The organism is Arthrobacter sp. NPDC056727, from assembly GCF_042790555.1.
Lineage (GTDB): Bacteria > Actinomycetota > Actinomycetes > Actinomycetales > Micrococcaceae > Arthrobacter.
This window is the reverse complement of sequence record NZ_JBHTZA010000005.1, coordinates 72,398-90,138: the sequence shown is the minus strand read 5'-3', so window position 1 is coordinate 90,138 and position 17,741 is coordinate 72,398. Positions and strand designations below refer to the sequence as shown.

18 protein-coding genes and 1 pseudogene are annotated in these 17,741 nt (G+C 62.5%); 14 read left to right on the top strand and 5 right to left on the bottom strand.

Going from position 1 to position 17,741, the window contains the following annotated elements; all coding sequences use genetic code 11:
• The first annotated feature begins 35 nt into the window (after window positions 1–35).
• A complete protein-coding gene (locus ACFRAH_RS06815) occupies window positions 36–905 on the top strand; it encodes a PaaX family transcriptional regulator C-terminal domain-containing protein (protein ID WP_377990147.1) in 870 nt (289 codons plus the stop codon).
• Between the two features lie 695 nt (window positions 906–1,600).
• On the opposite strand, the gene ACFRAH_RS06810 is transcribed toward ACFRAH_RS06815, so the two are convergent.
• The 3 genes from ACFRAH_RS06810 to ACFRAH_RS06800 all read right to left on the bottom strand — a co-directional run bounded on the left by ACFRAH_RS06810 (window position 1,601) and on the right by ACFRAH_RS06800 (window position 3,940).
• Window positions 1,601–2,044: a universal stress protein gene (locus ACFRAH_RS06810; protein WP_377990146.1), complete on the bottom strand. Its 444-nt coding sequence runs from the start codon at window positions 2,042–2,044 to the stop codon at window positions 1,601–1,603.
• A gap of 229 nt (window positions 2,045–2,273) precedes the next feature.
• Window positions 2,274–2,897, bottom strand: coding sequence for a TetR/AcrR family transcriptional regulator (locus ACFRAH_RS06805; RefSeq protein ID WP_377990145.1), 624 nt, complete (start codon window positions 2,895–2,897; stop codon window positions 2,274–2,276).
• On the bottom strand, window positions 2,894–3,940 hold the full coding sequence (locus ACFRAH_RS06800) for a pyridoxal phosphate-dependent aminotransferase (protein ID WP_377990144.1): 1,047 nt from the start codon (window positions 3,938–3,940) through the stop codon (window positions 2,894–2,896). Before ACFRAH_RS06800 ends, ACFRAH_RS06805 begins: the two co-directional genes overlap by 4 nt.
• 548 nt (window positions 3,941–4,488) lie before the next feature.
• Between ACFRAH_RS06800 and ACFRAH_RS06795 the strand changes: the two genes are divergently transcribed.
• The 10 genes from ACFRAH_RS06795 to ACFRAH_RS06750 all read left to right on the top strand — a co-directional run bounded on the left by ACFRAH_RS06795 (window position 4,489) and on the right by ACFRAH_RS06750 (window position 13,036).
• A complete protein-coding gene (locus ACFRAH_RS06795; RefSeq protein WP_377990143.1) occupies window positions 4,489–5,175 on the top strand; it encodes an RraA family protein in 687 nt (228 codons plus the stop codon).
• Window positions 5,176–5,243: 68 nt separating this feature from the next.
• Window positions 5,244–5,972, top strand: coding sequence for an amino acid ABC transporter ATP-binding protein (locus tag ACFRAH_RS06790; RefSeq protein WP_377990295.1), 729 nt, complete (start codon window positions 5,244–5,246; stop codon window positions 5,970–5,972).
• Between the two features lie 38 nt (window positions 5,973–6,010).
• The gene (locus ACFRAH_RS06785; RefSeq protein WP_377990142.1) at window positions 6,011–6,853 is read left to right on the top strand and encodes a glutamate ABC transporter substrate-binding protein; all 843 of its coding nucleotides are present in this window, start codon (window positions 6,011–6,013) and stop codon (window positions 6,851–6,853) included.
• 41 nt (window positions 6,854–6,894) lie between these two features.
• Window positions 6,895–7,575 carry an amino acid ABC transporter permease gene (locus ACFRAH_RS06780; protein ID WP_377990141.1) on the top strand — a complete coding sequence of 227 codons (681 nt, stop codon included), beginning with the start codon at window positions 6,895–6,897 and terminating at the stop codon, window positions 7,573–7,575.
• A complete protein-coding gene (locus tag ACFRAH_RS06775; protein ID WP_377990140.1) occupies window positions 7,572–8,441 on the top strand; it encodes an amino acid ABC transporter permease in 870 nt (289 codons plus the stop codon). The genes ACFRAH_RS06780 and ACFRAH_RS06775 overlap by 4 nt, the downstream gene beginning before the upstream one ends.
• 49 nt (window positions 8,442–8,490) lie before the next feature.
• A complete protein-coding gene (locus ACFRAH_RS06770) occupies window positions 8,491–9,273 on the top strand; it encodes a LamB/YcsF family protein (RefSeq protein WP_377990139.1) in 783 nt (260 codons plus the stop codon).
• Between the two features lies 1 nt (window position 9,274).
• Window positions 9,275–9,991, top strand: coding sequence for an allophanate hydrolase subunit 1 (locus tag ACFRAH_RS06765; protein ID WP_377990138.1), 717 nt, complete (start codon window positions 9,275–9,277; stop codon window positions 9,989–9,991).
• Window positions 9,984–10,970: a biotin-dependent carboxyltransferase family protein gene (locus ACFRAH_RS06760; RefSeq protein ID WP_377990137.1), complete on the top strand. Its 987-nt coding sequence runs from the start codon at window positions 9,984–9,986 to the stop codon at window positions 10,968–10,970. The genes ACFRAH_RS06765 and ACFRAH_RS06760 overlap by 8 nt, the downstream gene beginning before the upstream one ends.
• 30 nt (window positions 10,971–11,000) lie before the next feature.
• Window positions 11,001–12,317, top strand: coding sequence for an MFS transporter (locus ACFRAH_RS06755; protein WP_377990136.1), 1,317 nt, complete (start codon window positions 11,001–11,003; stop codon window positions 12,315–12,317).
• Between the two features lie 353 nt (window positions 12,318–12,670).
• Window positions 12,671–13,036 carry a hypothetical protein gene (locus ACFRAH_RS06750; protein ID WP_377990301.1) on the top strand — a complete coding sequence of 122 codons (366 nt, stop codon included), beginning with the start codon at window positions 12,671–12,673 and terminating at the stop codon, window positions 13,034–13,036.
• Between the two features lie 170 nt (window positions 13,037–13,206).
• On the opposite strand, the pseudogene ACFRAH_RS06745 reads toward ACFRAH_RS06750, so the two are convergent.
• A pseudogene (locus ACFRAH_RS06745) lies at window positions 13,207–13,416 on the bottom strand (RHS repeat-associated core domain-containing protein); the annotation flags it as partial.
• Between the two features lie 147 nt (window positions 13,417–13,563).
• On the bottom strand, window positions 13,564–14,553 hold the full coding sequence (locus ACFRAH_RS06740) for a 2-hydroxyacid dehydrogenase (RefSeq protein WP_377990294.1): 990 nt from the start codon (window positions 14,551–14,553) through the stop codon (window positions 13,564–13,566).
• Window positions 14,554–14,822: 269 nt separating this feature from the next.
• Here ACFRAH_RS06740 and ACFRAH_RS06735 point away from each other — a divergent pair, with 269 nt between their 5' ends.
• The 3 genes from ACFRAH_RS06735 to ACFRAH_RS06725 are packed head-to-tail and all read left to right on the top strand — an operon-like array spanning window position 14,823 to window position 17,718.
• Window positions 14,823–15,722, top strand: a complete 900-nt coding sequence (locus tag ACFRAH_RS06735; RefSeq protein WP_377990135.1) for an NAD(P)-binding domain-containing protein — start codon at window positions 14,823–14,825, stop codon at window positions 15,720–15,722.
• Window positions 15,719–17,092 (top strand): MFS transporter, encoded by a 1,374-nt coding sequence (locus ACFRAH_RS06730; protein ID WP_377990134.1) that lies wholly within the window; start codon window positions 15,719–15,721, stop codon window positions 17,090–17,092. Before ACFRAH_RS06735 ends, ACFRAH_RS06730 begins: the two co-directional genes overlap by 4 nt.
• Window positions 17,089–17,718, top strand: a complete 630-nt coding sequence (locus ACFRAH_RS06725) for an RraA family protein (RefSeq protein WP_377990133.1) — start codon at window positions 17,089–17,091, stop codon at window positions 17,716–17,718. Before ACFRAH_RS06730 ends, ACFRAH_RS06725 begins: the two co-directional genes overlap by 4 nt.
• The last annotated feature ends 23 nt before the right edge of the window (window positions 17,719–17,741 follow it).

The following is a 17,741-nucleotide window of genomic DNA, read 5'->3' as shown; positions in this document are numbered from 1 at the left end:
GGAACAGAGGAGAACAAGGCCCCGGACCTGCGGCAGTGGACTTCCCGCGACCGCAGCGCGGAAATGCCAGCCAGCACGTCCTGGTGACGATGCTCGCTGAATTTTGGCGAAAGACAGACCTGTGGCTTCCCGCCCGAGTGGTGGTGAAACTCGCCGAGGATGTGGGCCTGAGCCGGTCGGCGGTGACCACAGCACTCAGCAGGCTCGCCGCTCGCGGTGTCCTTGAGAACGACGGCGGCGGCCGCGCCTCCCGCTACCGGTTTACGGCGGCAGCACGGGAACGCCTGGTCGTGGGCCACCAGCAGGTCACAGGCTTTGGCGATCCGGGCCTTTCGTGGGATCACCACTGGACTGCAGTGGCCTTCTCCGTGCCCGAGACCGACCGGGAAATCAGGGAGGCCTTCCGTGCGAGGTTGAAATGGCTCGGTTTCGCGCCCGCATACGGAGCGCTGTGGTTCTCTCCGAGGGATCGGGTCGCCCAGGTGACGGAAACTGCCCAGGGATATGGGGTGGATGACTTCATGGCTTTCCGTGTGGAGGACGCCGCGCTGGAAGGACGGCGACCAACACTCCTAAGTACCGAGGAGCTGCCGGCTCGGTACGTCGACTTCACGAAGAGAAACGAGAGCCGTCTGGAAAGACTCCGCCAGCCGGCCAATGATGTCCGCGAGGCATTCCGGATTCGCATCGAGACCATGGATGAATGGCGGGCCTTTCCCTGGGATGACCCTGGAATGCCCTACGAACTCCTGTCCCCCTCATGGCCACTTGCCCGGGCTCGCTCAACATTCATTGACGTCTACGGCGCCACCGATGAACCGGCCGAACAGTACATCCGAGGCGTCCTCGCAGAGCTGGCTCCCGATGCCCTACCCGGCGTGCTGATGGCCGGGATTCCCGCGTAAGAAGCAACGCGTGGTCGGCACGCCGGAAGTTGTGTCAAGCGCAGCTGTCCCACATCAACAGGTCCCGCTGCCAGTCATAGTCAGCGGGGAGATGTCTCAAACGGGTATTTCTCGGCGCTGAACGGTTGCAGCGAGCGATCATTGGTATTCAGCAAACCTCCGGAGCTCGCACCAAAGGCTGCTGGACGTTTCTTAGTGGAAGAGTCCTAGGAATCTGCTGGCAGCGGGCTGCGCCCCCGATTTTCGTTTGCAGGAACCGGTCCGAGGACGACGAAGGCTGCGATGGCTGTGAGGGCCCATGCGACGCCCACGCTTCCGAGAGATGTCCTCTGGCCGGTGAGGATAGGTGCGGCGACGCTGTATACGCCTGGATCGAAACTCTCCCTTGGTAACGGCGTAGCCAGCTTTCTTGATTTCGCCCGCAGCGGCACGGAATTCACTCCACGTGCTACCCAACCCGGCACTCTCAATTTCATGCTGTTCCAGAAGGGTCTCGTTTGGTAGCCCGTTTGGTAGGAAGGGTCTGCCAAGTCTTTGCTGACCTGGCTCAGAGCCTTTGCTCGTCCTGACAGCTGGGCGGTCCCGCTGTGCCGCCTGGTTGACCTGGGAGTGCCGCGGGGTTCCGCAGCGCGGCAGGCCGCGTACCCTCCTGCCCGGAAAGCGGGTCGTAAAAGATGACCGTGTTGTCCATGACGTCAGCTTTGAGGCGAGTGAACGTCGTCGGTTTTGGCGATGAGTACGTCACACGGCGCATGGTGGGCGACGTGGCTGGCGACGCTCCCAAGGACACGGCCCAGGCCTTGCATGCGCTTGTTGCCCACCACGATCATCCGGGCACGGTAGGTTTCGGCTTGCTTGATCAGTGCGTGGGCGGGGGTTCCCTTCACGGCGAAGTGCTCAATCCGGAGGCTTCCTTTGCGCAGGCGATCCGCTACGTTGCGGGCAACTTCCTCGGCGTCGTCTGCTCCGATGACAATCCTCCGATCACTTCCGTTGCCAAAAACCTCGGTTCGGTCATTGTCGAAGGCAGTGAGCACATGCAGGGCACTTCCGAGGGCCAAAGCTATGTCGCGTGCCGACTCGGCAGCGGCTTGTGCGGTTTCGCTGTCGTCTACGCCGACGACAATGATTCCTGTCATTTTTTCTCCTCATTGCTGATGGAATGTAGGCGTCTGAACGCCTGAGGTCGGTTGTCATGGAAGTCGCTCCGTCCACGGCATGTACGCCGGTCCCGCAAAGGCGAGCACCGCAACTTGCTTCCCGGCGTTACGGTGATGGCTGGCCACAGGTCGGCAGCCCAATGGGTGGACATATCGCAGTCTCCAGGCCTGACTTCCGTGGTCTGGGCAGAGCTACGGAGCAGCAGGATCAGCCCGCAGCCATGCCCCTAAGAGATCCGTAGTATGCCTGGACAAGGGTGTGGATTGCCTCGTCGTTGGAAAGCCCGCCACGGTTGTGCAGCAGATCGTTGATCTCCCGGGGGTCGAACAGGGCGTTGTAGAACATGAGTGCGAAGTCGAAGCGTTCCTCGGGTACGCCAAGTTCCCGGAGGACCTCGCGGATGGGCCGCTCCCAGGCGTCATGGACGGTGCGGATGACTTCATCCTCAGCGTGGAGGCGTGTGAGGAAGCCTTCCTTGGAGCGGACCTGGATCATGGCAGGGCCGTAGGTTTCGAGGAGTTTTACCCAGCGGGCAACGACATCTTCGAACAGTGCGGTTCCGTGCAGGGGCGAGGCCAGGGTGTAATCCCGCAGGTTGACCAGAACGCTGTGCAGGTAGGCGCTGTGCAGTTCTTCCAGGGTGGGAAAGTACCGGTAGGCGGTGGCAACCGAAAGCTGGGCTTTTTCCGCGATTGCGGGCATGGAAGCATTCTTGGCGTCTTCCCGCAGCAGTTCTCCGGCAGCGTTGAGCAGCCGGCGTTTGTTGCGTACCGTGTCCCGGCGGCCGCGCACTGCCGTCCCGTTGAGCTGTCCGGTAGCCAGGATAGTCACCCCTGTATCTTCAAAATGCCTTGTTCGATGCGATCAAGGGCAATCTTTAGGGTATCGAGGTCCGCGGCGAACGACAGCCTCAGGTGCCCTTCACCGGATGGGCCGTACTCACTTCCGGCGCGCAGGACGACGCCGTGGTCCTTGAGCCTGTTGAGCATCACGGTGGCGGGGAGCGCCTGAGGGTAGCGGAAGAACGCGTAGAACGCTCCGGTGGGTTCGGTGAATTCCACTCCGGAGATGTTCTTGAGGCGTTCCACCACATAGTTCCTGCGTTCCCGGTAGGCCGCGAGCATTTCCGAGGAGATGCCGGGTCCAAGCTGGAGGGCCTTGAGGGAAGCCCGCTGGGCGGCGGCGTTAACGGAGCTGTTCATGGTGCGGTGCACCGCTCTGATCGATTCAACGATCCCGTCCGGGGCTACGACATAGCCCATCCGCCAGCCGGTCATGGCATAGGTCTTAGACAGGGTCTGGCAGTACACCAGACGTTCCTGCAGGGCGGGGATCGCCAGTGCGGAAACGAAGCCTTCGTCGTAGACCATGTGGGCGTACGCCTCATCAACCAGGACCAAGGTATCGGTCCCCCGAAGCCCCTCGGCAAGCTCCTCCAACGATGCCTGGCTGAAGACTGCGCCGGTGGGGTTCACCGGGTTGCAGAGCGTAATCAGGCGCGCGCCTTGGGCCTCGGCCAACAGAGCCGGCACATCCAACTGGTTGTCCGCGCGGGTAGGCACAAACACCGGTTCCCCGCCGGCAAGCCTCACCGCGTCCGGGTAGAGGGAGTACGTGGGTTCGGGGATGACTACCTTTTCCCCGGGGTTCACTGTGGCCAAAATTGTTGCAGTGATGGCGGCGGCTCCGCCATGGGAGACCAGAACTGCCTCCGGTCCGACATGTCGCCCAGATTCGGCAGAGACCAGGTCTGCGATGCATTGGCGAAGTTCAGGGTCTCCGTTGAGGTTTCCGTAGTGCGTCCAGCCGTCATGGAGGGCTTCGACGGCGGCGTCGATGATCTCCCGGGGCGTTGCAAAGTCCGGTTCGCCCATTGAAAGGGAGACCGCGCCCTCCGGAGCAGCGGCCCCGGTAGGGCGCAGGGAAGCGGCTGTGACGCGAGAGATGGCTGCTGACGGCCTGTATAGGTTCACGATGGCTCCGAAAATAGTAGGTGTCCAATCCAAAGTAAGACATCGGTCGCAAGTTCACAAGAGCGCCGATCAAAACCGCTGTATCCCGCGCATTACACGACTGCGACCATCCTGTTACGACCGCGTAAATCCTGAGATCCGGCGTTGACCCGGCCGAATTTTGCGAGCAGACTCGTACTTGCGACTCCGCTCTCAATGTGTTTTAGTGTGATGCAAGGCACAAGGAAGTGCGGGGTTCGCGGGAACCTCAACTATTAGGAGACAGGCCCCAGGATGAAGCGCAGATCGCTCGTCGAGCTCAGGAGAACAATTCGCCACGAGGCGGTCCAGCATCCGGCGCCGGCCAGCCTCCCCTCCCGGGCCGGGACACCCGTAACCGCATCCCGTCTCTCACAAGCCCCCGGCCAACACCACCATCCCGAAGGAGACCAGGCGTCCCGCCGATCCCAATGACCCAGACTCAAGAACACACAAGCCAGGCAGCGACCACGCCCTCGGACTTTACTGACGCAGATCTGCAGCGGCTGCTGAAGCTCGGCACCGCGACCGTCTACGAAGCGCAGGGACAGCGTGGATCCGTTGCCTCGGAAATCCGGCCTCTGGACCCGGCGATGAAGCTGGTGGGGACCGCCCTCACCGTGAGCACGACACCCGGGGACAACCTCATGTTCCACCAGGCCGTGTTGATGGCCTGCCCGGGCGACGTCCTGATCGTGGACGCCAAAGGGTTCACTGACGCCGGCCCCTGGGGTGATGTACTGACCCTCGCCGCGCAGCAGGCCGGAATTGCCGGACTCGTTATTGACGGTTCCGTCCGTGACTCCGAGGCCATCATCGACGCCGGCTTCCCGGTCTTCTCCCGTGGCATCTCCATCCGCGGAACCACCAAGGTGGACCCCGGCCAGATCGGCGGGACCATCAATCTCGCAGGGACTCTGGTAGACCGAGGCGACATCATCATTGGAGACCGCGACGGACTTGTCGTCGTCAAGGCCGCTGACGTTCTTGACTCGCTACGCAAAGCGGAAGAGCGCGAGGCCAAGGAGGAGGAGTTCCGGCGGCGGATTCTGGACGAGGGGGCCTCCACCGCGGAACTTCTTGGTCTGCTCCCGATTCTTCAGCGCTACGGATGGTAACCATGGCTTCCTCCCAGAACCCGGCAACGGCCCTGATTCCGGAAGATGAGACTTCTACCGTGCCGACCATGATCTCCATGCAGGGAGTGAACAAACACTTCGGTCCCCTGCATGTTTTGCGGGACATCAACCTCGAAGTCACGCGCGGCCAGGTCGTCGTTGTCCTCGGCCCCTCCGGGTCGGGAAAGTCCACCCTCTGCCGGACCATCAACCGGCTTGAAACCACCGACAAAGGGACCATCGCCGTCGATGGACAGCCCCTGCCTGCCGAAGGCAAGGCCCTAACCAGGTATCGGGCCGACGTCGGCATGGTCTTCCAATCCTTCAACCTCTTCGCGCACAAAACAATCCTCGAGAACGTGATGCTCGCACCACAAAAGGTGCGCAGGCTCTCCAAGACAAAAGCCCGTGACCGCGCCATGGTCCTGCTTGAACGGGTGGGCATCGCCAACCAAGCGGACAAGTTGCCGGCCCAGCTCTCCGGCGGACAGCAGCAACGCGTCGCCATAGCCCGCGCCTTGGCCATGGAACCCAAGGTGATGCTCTTCGACGAACCCACCTCGGCGCTGGACCCCGAGATGGTGACTGAAGTCCTGGAAGTCATGACCTCACTGGCAAAAGGCGGCATGACCATGCTCGTCGTTACGCACGAAATGGGCTTCGCCCGCCGGGCTGCCGATCGTGTCGTTTTCATGGCCGACGGCCAGATCCTCGAAGACACCACACCCGACGAGTTCTTCTCCAACCCCGCGACCTCCCGCGCCCAGGACTTCCTGAGCAAGATCCTCAGCCACTAACCCGGGAACTTCCCCGCAAGAGAAAAGTGATTTCCCAAATGAAGCTCAAAGCACTTATTGCAGCCCCGGCCCTCGCCCTCATCCTCGCCGCCGCCGCTACCGGCTGCGGTTCAGCCGCAGGCAGCGAGACCAAGGGCCTGATAGCGGATGCCAAAGCCGGCAAACTCACCGTCGGCATCGCCTTTGACCGTCCCGGCATCAGCCAGAAGAACCCGGACGGCTCCTTCAGCGGCTTCGACGTCGATGTCGCGAAGTACGTTGCCGGCGAGCTCGGCGTCCAGGAATCCAACATCACCTGGCTTGAAGCGCCGACGCCGCAGCGCGAGAACCTGATCCAGAACGGCCAGGTCGACTACGTGGTCGCCGCCTACACCATCAACGACGCCCGCAAGGAAAAAGTCGGTTTCGCCGGACCGTACATGACAGTCGGCCAGTCCTTGCTGGTCCGTGCAGACGAAACCGCGATCACAGGCCCTGAATCCCTCAGCGGTGGCAAGAAGCTCTGCTCCGTGGCAGGTTCCACACCGGCCCAGAACATCAAGAAGAACTACGCCAAGGACGTCCAGCTCCAGGAATACGACACCAACTCCGCATGCGTCGAGGCACTCAAGGCAGGAGCCATTGATGCCATGACGACCGATGACAGTGTCCTGGCCGGCTATGCCGCCGTCAACAAGGGCAACCTCAAGATCGTCGGCCAGCCTTTCACCAAGGACTCCTACGGCATCGGCGTGAAGAAGGACGACACCGAAGGGCGGAACAAGATCAACGACGCCGTCGAGGAAATGATCAAGGACGGCTCCTGGGCCAAGGCATTCGAAAAGAACCTCGGCCCCTCCGGCTACGCGATGCCGACACCTCCGACCGTCAACAGGTACTAAGCAGCAGCCGAGCCGCCCCTACGGATTCCGGAAGATAACCCATGGAAATACTCACAGAATATGGTGACCAGCTGATCACCGCGTTCATACGCACGATCCAGCTCGCCGGTCTCTCGGCCGTGGGGGCACTCGTGCTTGGCACCATCCTCGCAGCGATGCGCGTGTCCCCCGTATGGGCACTGCGCACCGTTGCCACCGGCTACGTCAACATTGTCAGGAACACCCCGTTGACTCTGGTCGTACTGTTCGCTTCCTTCGGACTCGCGCAGCAGCTGGGCATCACCCTCGTGGACCCCAACTCCCCTACTTCCATCACGGATAGTTCCTTCCGCCTCGCGGTCCTGGCTTTCAGCACCTACACAGCAACGTTTGTGTGCGAAGCCATCCGGGCCGGTGTGAACACCGTCGCGGTCGGGCAGTCCGAAGCCGCCCGGTCACTGGGCCTTGGCTTCACCCAGGGGCTCTGCTACATCGTGCTCCCCCAGGCCTTCCGCGCCGTCATCGCACCACTTGGCAGCATCATGATCGCACTGATCAAAAACACCACCGTGGCCTCGGTCATCGGCGTCGCGGAAGCATCGCTGCTGATGAAGGAAGTCATCGAAAACACCTCGGCCCTGATCGTCGTCGGCCTCATCTTCGCCCTCGGGTTCATGTGCCTGACGATTCCCGCCGGAGCCGTCTTCGGATTCCTCAGCAAGAAACTGGCGGTACGATCATGAGCACCCAGCCCGCACTCAAAACCCTGTACGACGAGCCGGGCCCCCGGGGCAAGGCGCTGAATGTCATCATCAGCGGCATCTGCCTCGCGGGAGTCATCGCCGGAATCCTCTGGATCGTGTCCGCATTGCAGGCAAAGGGGCAGCTCGCCCCGGAAAAATGGCAGCCCTTCCTGACCGCTGATATGTGGCGCACCTACCTGCTGCCCGGTGTGGTCGGTACTTTGCAGGCCGCCGGTCTCGCCGTCGTCCTCGCCACGGTCTTGGGAATCCTGCTCGGTGTCGGACGCATGTCCCAGGTCAAAGCCGTCAGCTACAGCTGCGCCGCCGTCGTGGAGTTCTTCCGGGCCATGCCCCTGCTGATCCTCATGATCTTCTGCTTCCAAGTGTTCGCCAACTATGCACTGTTCCCCTCAACGCAGATGGCGATGGCAGCCGTCGTCACCGGCCTCACCCTCTGCAACGGCGCAGTGATCGCCGAAATCGTCCGTGCCGGCGTCCACTCCCTCCCCCGGGGTCAAAGCGAAGCCTCAATGGCGCTGGGTCTCAGCGGCGGACAAATGATGCGGATAATCCTGCTCCCCCAGGCCATCACCGCTATGCTCCCCCCGATTGTGTCCCAACTCGTCGTTGCACTGAAGGACACCGCACTTGGCTACCAGATCACGTACGTCGAAGCCGTCCGCCAGGGCGTCCAGGCAGGGTCCGCGTACTCCAACTACATCCCGGCCCTCCTCGTCGTCGCGGCGGTGATGATTGCCATCAATTTCGCTCTGTCCCAGCTCGCAGTCACTGTCGAAAACCGGCTCCGAAAGGGCCGCAAGACTGCCATCGTGAAGCGCGATGAAGTAGCCGTCCCCCAGCTTTAAGCTGACAGGAACCGAGCAGGCAACCTTACAACTGATGAGGAGAAGCACAGTGACACAGACTTTGGATCTTGTCGCAGACGTCGGAGAAAGTTTCGGCGCCTATACGCTCGGCGACGATGAGGCGCTCCTTGGCGTCCTCACGTCAGCCAACGTTGCCTGCGGGTTCCACGCCGGCGATCCCCAGGTAATGGACAGGACCGTCGCAGCATGTAGGCGCCGCGGCGTGGCGGTCGGAGCCCATCCCAGCTTTCCGGACCGGCACGGTTTCGGACGGCGGGCGATGGCACTCACCGAAGAGGAGGTCCGACTGGACGTCATGTACCAGATCGGCGCCCTCTCGGCTTTCACTGCCGCGCACGGAATGAGGATCCAGCACGTCACCCCGCACGGCGCTCTGGGAAACCTTGTTGTGACGCGGGCAGACTACGCCAGGGCGGTTATCGACGCAGCCACCACAGTTCACCCTGACATCATCTTCCTGGCCCAGGAAGGCGAACTCGCCGATTTGGCGAGACAGCGGGGCCTGCCATTGGCCATCTTTGGCATTGCGGACCGCAACTATGAGGATGATGGCACCTTGGTCTCCCGCTCTAAGGAGAATGCGGTTCTGCACGATCCCGACCTCATCGCGGCACGGACCGTAAGAATGGTGACCGAGGGGATCATCGACTCCATTCACGGCAGGCCCATCCCGATTCAGTGTGACAGCATCCTCCTGCACGGCGACAACCCCGACTCCATCGAGGTAGCCCGCAAGACCCGTGAGGCCCTTCTGCAGGCGGGTGTCCGACTCGCACCGGTCGCTGAAATCCTCCACACCAAGGTGGCCTGACATGCTCTTCTCTCCAACATTCACCGTGGTCGATGCCGGCGACTCCGCCCTGAGGGCAATTGTCAGCGGCGCCGACAAGATCGCCGTCTGGAAGCGGGTCCACGCCCTCACCGAAGCGCTGGATTCCTGCCACATTCCGGGCCTGACAGGTCTCGCCCCGACCTACGACTCCGTCCTGGTTGAATTCGATCCGGTCACCACCACGCATTCCTCACTTAAACACACTGTGCGGATGATTGAGTCCTCGTTGTCCGGAAGCGACTTCGGATCCCGGCCCAGCACCTTCCGGGTACCCGTCGTCTACGGCGGAAGCTACGGCCCCGACCTGGATCTCGTCGCCGCACAGCTTGGCATCACATCGTCCGAGCTGATCCGGCGGCACTCGGAGTCCCCCTACGTCGTGCGGTGCTTCGGTTCCCCCGCCGGATCGCCCATGATGGACGGCCCTGACCTGCCGGCCCCGGTGGCGCGCCTTGGGGAACCACGCACCAAGGTTCCTTCCCGGTCTGTGGCCATCGCCGGCAAGCAGGCGATCATCATCGCCCTGCAGGCGCCCTCCGGCTGGCCCCTGATAGGCCAAACCCCGGTGGAAATTGTGGACCCCACCGGAGCCACGCTGACCCCCTACAAACCCGGTGACCGGTTCATCTTTGAACCTATTGACGGAAGCAGATGGAACGAGTTCGCCGGCACCAGGCTGAAGGCTGACCATGCCTAAGACCTTGAAGATCCATAAGGCTGCCCTGGCCTGCGTCCAGGACCTGGGGCGACCCCAGGGCGCCCGGTACGGGCTGCCCGCCAACGGGGCCATGGATCATCTCTCTTTCCGTGCGGCGAACATCCTGGCAAGGAACGAGCAGAGCGCCGCGCTGATCGAAATCACGGCGATGGACTTCGCTGCCACCCCCGGTGTCGATACGCTCATCACCGTCACCGGCTCACCAGCCGACCTTACCGTCAACGGACTCGCCTGCCCGCAGTGGCTTCCGGTGTCCGTCCGCGCCGGAGAGCGTATCGAGATCCGCAACATCCGCAATGGGCTCCGGGTCTACCTCGCCATCCACGGCTCCTTCGACGTGGATACCTATATGGGAAGCGCCGCCCCCGACCCCGTCCTCGGGTTCGGGACGATCCTTTCGGCGGGTGACGAAATCACCCTCCCAGCCCACCATCCGCCCGTCGAACACCCGATCTATGTCCACCCGCTGTTCCGTCCCGGCTTCGAGACCCCTGTCTACACGGAAACCACGCTCATCGACGTCACTGAAGGACCCGACGTTGCCGACTTCGGGCACACAGCCTCCAACCTCTACACCAGCGAGTTCACGATGACCGAAAGGAGCAACACCATCGGGCTCCGCCTCACCGGCAACCTTCCGCAGAAACAAACGTCAGGAGAAATGCTTTCTCGCGGAGTCCCTGTCGGGGCGATCGAAGTCCCCACCGGCAGCGAACTGCTCATTCTTCATCGCGGGCGGGGCGTGACAGCCGGCTACCCGGTCTTGGCCGTCACGACTCTGACCGGGCTCTCCGCCCTCGCCCAGGTCCGACCCGGCAACAAAGTCCGCTTCCGCGAAGTCCCCGTGGAAACGGCTGTAGCCACGTATCGCGCTGAACGGCGACGCCTTGACGCCCTCGAAGAAACCATCACAGCCATCTTCCACAGCCTGGACAGGTATGGCCGAGACGCCGCCTGACTCATCAGATCCCCAGAACGGAAAACAGACATGACCCAAATAACGCCCACCACGGACCATACCCATCTGGATCCCCGACAAGTACGCAAGGTCGTCACCGCAGGCTGCGTCGGTGTGTTCGTCGAACTCTACGACAACGGCATCTTCGGCTTTATGGCCACCACCCTCGCGCTGGTCTTCATGCAGGCCCAGAAACCGTCCGACGCCCTCCTGCTCGTCTTCGCCGGCTACGCCGTCTCGTTCCTCGTACGGCCCCTCGGCGCCATCGTCTGCGGGTACCTCGGAGACAAAATCGGGCGCCAGAAAATGCTCGTCTTCAGCATCATGCTGATCAGTGTCGCCACTGCCGGCATCGGTCTGCTTCCCACCTACGCAGCCATCGGAGTCGCAGCCCCAGTGCTGCTCATCGCACTGCGCCTCGCCCAGGGCTTCTCGGTTGGCGGCGAAACATCCGGTGCTCTGACCTTCCTTGCCGAATACGCCCCCGAAGGCAAACGCGGCCAAATCACCAGCTACGCCCAGCTCGCATCCTTCCTCGCCCTCTTCACCGGCACTGCCGTCGCCTACATCATGTACCAGGTCCTCCCGGTCGCAGCAGTGAACGACTGGGGCTGGCGTATCCCATTCCTGCTCGCCATCCCCATGGGCGTCATCGGCTGGTACATCCGCAAGGCCATCAAAGACACCCCCAACTTCGTCAAGCTGAAGGAAGAAGGCGGGCTCTCCAACAACCCCCTCAAGGAAGCCTTCTCCTCCGCCGAGCACCGCCGCGCCATGCTGCTAGCCCTCTTCATCCCCCTGATGAACGGCGCAGGCTACTATGTACTCTTCAGCTACATGCCCGCTTTCATGGCCAGCTCGCTGAAGTTCCCCGTAGCCCAGGGCCTCCTCGTCACGGGAACAAGCCTGGTCGCCATCTGCATCGCAATCCCGTTCGCAGGACGCCTCTCGGACCGGATCGGACGTAAGAAGGTCCTCATCGGAGCCTCCGTCGGCATGGCCATTGCGGGTATCCCCTGCTATGCCCTCATCGCCACAGGTTCCCTTCCCCTCGCCATCCTGGGCGCGACGATCATGGCTATCATCTTCGCCGGACACACCGGGGTCATGCACGTGATGATCATCGAACTCTTCCCCACCAGGGTCCGCTACTCCGCCTACGGGCTCGGCTACAACATCTCCACCGCCATCTTCGGCGGCACCGCTCCCCTGCTGCTGACCTGGCTGATCAACACCACCGGGAACGTCTACATGCCGGCGTTCTACGCGGTCGCTACCGCACTCGGTACCCTCCTGGCCGTCAGCACCGTCACCGACCGGGCCCACGAACCGCTCCGGGACGCCTGAAATACTCCGCTGGCGTGCACGCGGTGACAACGCCCCTTGGGCACGCCAGCCGACAACAAAGAGAGAAGTATGACTGCCTACCGCCATGACAACTGGAGCCAACTCATAGGGGCATTCGTAGAGATCCGGAAAAACCACGAGGTCCACCGATCAGGGTTCGTCGATGATGCCATGCCCGACTCATCCTGCCTATGGCTTGCCGCAGACGAATTCCACAACCGGACCTTGTTTGAAGCGGCAGAAGGATACGAGGTATGGGTCGAACCCCGGGAACTCGAGGGTCACCTCAGCTACCGCATGACAACCTCCGCGCTCCAGCCCGAACGACAAGCACCCATTCCTGCGCGGCCAGCATGAGACTGCACCCGCCAGCTGCCCGGGAAGGGACACCAAGCCTCCCCGTTCCTCCCACAAGTCCCCGCGGCGGCTACCAATACCGGGGAAAATCAGCCAGAACTGCAGCGCCCGAAGAAGGAACCAAAGACAACATCGAAAAGGCCCTGCAATCGAACCGCCAGGTACTCTCCCAGGCCCTTGCCGCCATCAGGGCCACCACCGTCCGAAGAAATGAACAAATAGCCGAAGCGATCTGGGACGGCGTTCCCCCGCGTACCATCGCCGCCGCTGCATCAATGACCATCACAGAAGTCCGCAGCATCGGCGTCGCTTTCGAGGAAATGCTTCCCCCGGGGGCACCATCCGATGTCCACGTCGCGTGAGGATAGCTACTCCTGATGCTGCAAGGGAGACAACGCCCGCGGCGGGGGCAAGGGGGGGCGCAGACCACGGCGACGGTGCAGACCAGGGCAACTCCACCGGCGACCATTGCTACGCCGTTCGATATTTGGTTGACGATTTCGCGCCAGTCCTGTTCGCTCAGACCCGTGGGATCGATGCCAGCCATGGGGTTGCCTGCAGTGTAGGTGTATCCGAGGCCTGGGATGCCGGCTGGGTCGGGCGAGAGGAATCTTCCGTCAGCAGCGCTGTAGTCCCGTGCCCCCACCTGGTAGAGCGGGTTGTTCCGCTGCCTGCGGGTCGGTCTCCCTTCACTACTGTGACGGCATCTGCGCTCTCCAGTTTCCTTCGAAGCCGACAGCATGCAGAACGGCGTCGCGCCCGACACCAAATCTGCCTCGAAATAGCTCGACCGCGACTGGAGACGCCGCCCTAAAGCCTCAGCTGATAGCCTCTGCGATCTGCAGCGCAGAGTAGGTTTTTTTGAAGCTGTCGGGGGCCACAAGGGTGGTCATGACAAAGCCTCGGGATTGACGGGGTGCGGTGGCATGCGGCCTTCGGCAATGGCGATCGCGTTAAGAGCGCTCAGCCGTGCCATCTCTGCACGGACCGGTACGGTAGCGCTGCCGAGGTGAGGCAGCAAGACAGTGTTGGTCAATTCCGCTAGGCCTGAGGCCAGCCGCGGTTCGTTCTCGAATACATCCAAGCCTGCCCCCGCGATGACGCCCTCCCGCAGCGCATGCACGAGCGCGGCCTCATCTACGACCGGCCCTCGGGCGGTGTTGATCAGGATTGCGTCCTGTTTCATCTGGCGCAGTACACCGGCATCGACCAGATGCATTGTCTGTTCTGACAGCGGTACATGCAGAGACAGGAAGTCGCTGCGCTGCACGAGCTCACTCCATGGCACCTGGCGCACTTTGCCCGCGAATTCGCCGAGTTCCTCATCGCTGACGAGACGTTCGCCCGGAGGTCGGGGAGAGAACGTCACCTGCATACCGAAACCGAGGGCCCGCTTGGCGGTAGCGCGGGCAATCCTGCCGAAACCGGCCAGTCCCAGGACGCTTCCGGAGACGTCGCGACCCAGTAAGAGCTCGGGCTCCCAGCCGTGGAAGCGGCCCTCGCGGACGAATCGGTCTGCCTCCGTGACACGGCGGGCGGTGCCGAGAATCAGCAGCATCGCGACGTCTGCCGTTGCGTCCGTTAGCACACCGGGTGTATTGGCAACGATGATTCCATGGCGCGTGGCGGCCTCGATGTCAACGTTGTTGTACCCAACAGCAAAATTGGATACACCTTGGACCCTGGCTCCAGCCAAAAGTGGTGCATCGAGTACGTCGCTCAACTGTGTGAGAACGACGTCGAACTTACCTGAGGCGCATAGTGAGGAAAGTTTCCTGTGATCCGGGCGTTCGGGCAAGACGGTTACTTGGCCTGCGTTGCTGAGGAGTTGAAGGCCGGGTTCTGGGATGGCTGTCGTTACGAGGAAGCGGCCTCCCATACTCAGTTGCCCCTTACTTTCGCGGTGCCCAGGATGGCCGCCTCCGGGAATATGGCTAGGCAATGTTGCTTGTACGTCATGGCTGAAATCTCCTTCTTGCGGCATCGCTGAGGACTTAGTTCGCGTCACTTCAGAGGTGGCCTGCAGCATCCGCCGGGTACAACCAGCGTACAGTTCACTGCCATATACGCCAATTTATGCCCGGCTCTTGCCAAATTGTACTTAAGTTGTATTCTGGATCACAGACACTGCGACAAAGGAGTCTGTCTTTGAAAACCACAATTATTGGTTCTGGCCAGGTTGGCCTGTGCTGGGCTGAGGCGCTCACCGCCAACAGCGCCCACACTGTTTCGCTCTCGGACCCGCAGCCCCCTGCTGCGGCTGTGAGCTGGTCCCAAAGCTCCGGGACGGCTATCCGGCCTGAGATCTCGGAATGGATTGCTGATCAGGATCTTGTCCTGGTCTGCGTTCCGGGCTCTGTCCTGCCCCTCGTGACCGATTCACTGGTGCGGCACCTGAACCCGGGTGCGACAATCGTGGATATGACGACGGCCGCAGCCCAGGCCAAGCGGGAATCCGCTGCCCGGGCCGATGCTGCAGGCATCGGCTACATCGACATCGCGATCACCGGAGCTGTCGCCCTCAGCGGGGCTCGCACGCCCCTTCTTTACGCGGGCACACCCAACAACGTCGTCGAAGGACTGCTCCGTGCTGCCGGTGCTCCAGTCCGTTTCCTTCCGGACAGCGCGCCTGGGGATGCTGTGACGGTGAAGCTGCTCCGCTCGGTGATCATGAAGGGCCTTGAGGCCCTAGCCATTGAGGCGCTCCCGGCCGCACGGGCATACGGTGTTCTGGACCAGCTCTACGCCGTGCTCGGCGATGTGGACCAGGCCCCGTTTACGGATCTGCTCAAGAGCATGGTCGCAACCCATCCGGTGCACGCGGTCCGCCGCCACGCCGAAGTCCTCGAGGCCGCAGCGCAGCTGGACCGTGCCGGCTACCCCTCGGAACTGACCGGACATGTCGCGGGAAAGTACGCCGCAACCGCCCAGAACCGTGCCAGCACCGGCGGACCGGACGGCCCTACCTTTGAGGCTTCCCTCGACTGGCTGGACACGCTGGCACTCCAAGCCACTTCTGCCACTACCCCCCAGGAGGTGTCGGCATGAGCGCCGCCGCAACCCGCCCACGCGTCGGAGACGCAACCGTCCGCAAGATCAAATTCCGCATCTTGCCCCTGCTCGTCATCCTGTACATCATCGCTTTCATCGACCGGGCCAACGTCGGTTTTGTCGCCAAGGAAATGAACGCTGACCTCGGCATCACCACCGCCCAGTTCGGACTCGCAGCAGGGCTCTTCTCCATCGGATACTTCCTGTTTGAAGTACCCAGCAACATCCTCATGCGCAAAGTCGGCGCCCGCCGCTGGATCGCCCGCATCCTGGTTTCGTGGGGCATCGTCGCAATCGCCAGCGGCTTCGTCCAGGACTTCACCCAGCTGGCCATTGCACGGACTCTTCTCGGCATCGCCGAAGCGGGCTTCTTCCCCTGCGTGATCCTGTACCTGTCGTTCTGGTTCCCGGAACGTGAACGTGCCCGCGTCGTTGCGCTCTTCATGGTCGCCCTGCCGCTGGCGACCGTCATCGCCGCACCCTTGTCCGGCCTCATCCTGGACAACGTCCAATGGCTGGGAATGGACAGCTGGCGCTGGGTCTTCATTCTTGAAGGCGGGCCGGCCCTGATCCTGGCCGTGGTGACTCTCTTCGTCCTCGTTGATTCCCCTGCCAAGGCCAAGTGGCTGACCGCCGAGGAAAAGACCTGGTTGGAAACCACTTTGCAGGCCGAACAGGCGGCTAAGATCGAACGCCACGGCAAGGTCTCCTTCTGGCGCAGCCTCGCCGGCGGCCGTGTCCTGGCCCTGTCGCTGATTTACTACAGCAAGTCCGTGGCTGTCTACGTCCTGGCGTTTTTCACGCCGCAGATCATCGCTGCGGCATCGAGCCAGCTCAGCAACACCGCCGTGGGATACATCAATGCCGTCCCCTACGGGATCGCCGCGATTGTCATGGTCTACTGGGCCCGCCACTCGGACAAGAAGCGCGAACGGCGCTGGCATGTGGGCATCCCACTGATCGCAGCCGGCGTCGGGCTTGCGCTGATGCCCTTCGCCGTGAACAACCTCATGCTCTCCATCGTCCTGCTGACGGTCATCACCGTCGCCGTTTACGCCACCTACGGGCCGTTCTGGTCCCTGCCTTCGCTGTTCCTCACCGGACAGTCGGCAGCCGTCGGGCTGGCGGCCATCAACTCAGTGGCCAACCTCGGCGGCTTCGTCGGCCCGTTCGCCTTCGGTGCCTTGAAGGACTCCACCGGCAACAACAACTGGGGACTGGCCCTCGTAAGCGGCACCTGCCTCATCGCGGCCGCAATGGTCGTCGGACTGAAATTTGTCCGCCAGGCAGAAGCCACCGCCCGCTTCGCTGAAGAAAAGGCTGACGCCGAGGCAGAGCTCATCACCGCAGGAGATAACTCAAAATGACCATCGCAGAAACAACCGACCAGCGCTTCAGCCGTCTGGCCGTGCTCGGAGCAGCCACCGTCTACGAGGCCAACGGCCAGCGCGACGCGCTCGACCCCGCCATCAAGCCCCTGGACCCGACGTCGCGCATTGCCGGCCGTGTCGTGACCGTGGACCTGGAACCGGCCGATAACTGGTTCATCCACCTCGCGCTTCTGGAAGCCGGTGAAGGCGACATCCTCGTCGTCGACGCCAAGGGCTACACCCAGGCCGGCCCCTGGGGAGACGTCCTGACCCTCGCCGCCCAGGAACGCGGACTGGCAGGGCTGGTCATCGACGGCGCCGTGCGCGACAGCCAGGAAATCATCGCCTCCGGCTTCCCCGTCTTCACCCGCGGGGTATGCATCCGCAAGACCACTAAAGTCCAGAAAGGCCGGATCAACGTCCCCGTCTCCGTCGGCGGCGTACTGATCCAGCCCGGTGACATCCTCGTCGGCGATGCCGACGGGCTCGTCCGGGTAGCCGCTACAGATATCGACACCGCCCTCGCCTCGGCCGAGCACCGCGAGCTCAAGGAGGAAGACATGCGGGCACGCATCCGGGAAGGCGCCACCACCCTGGACCTGCTCGGACTGACCCGGCCGTGAGACTAGGCTGTCGGACAGGAAGC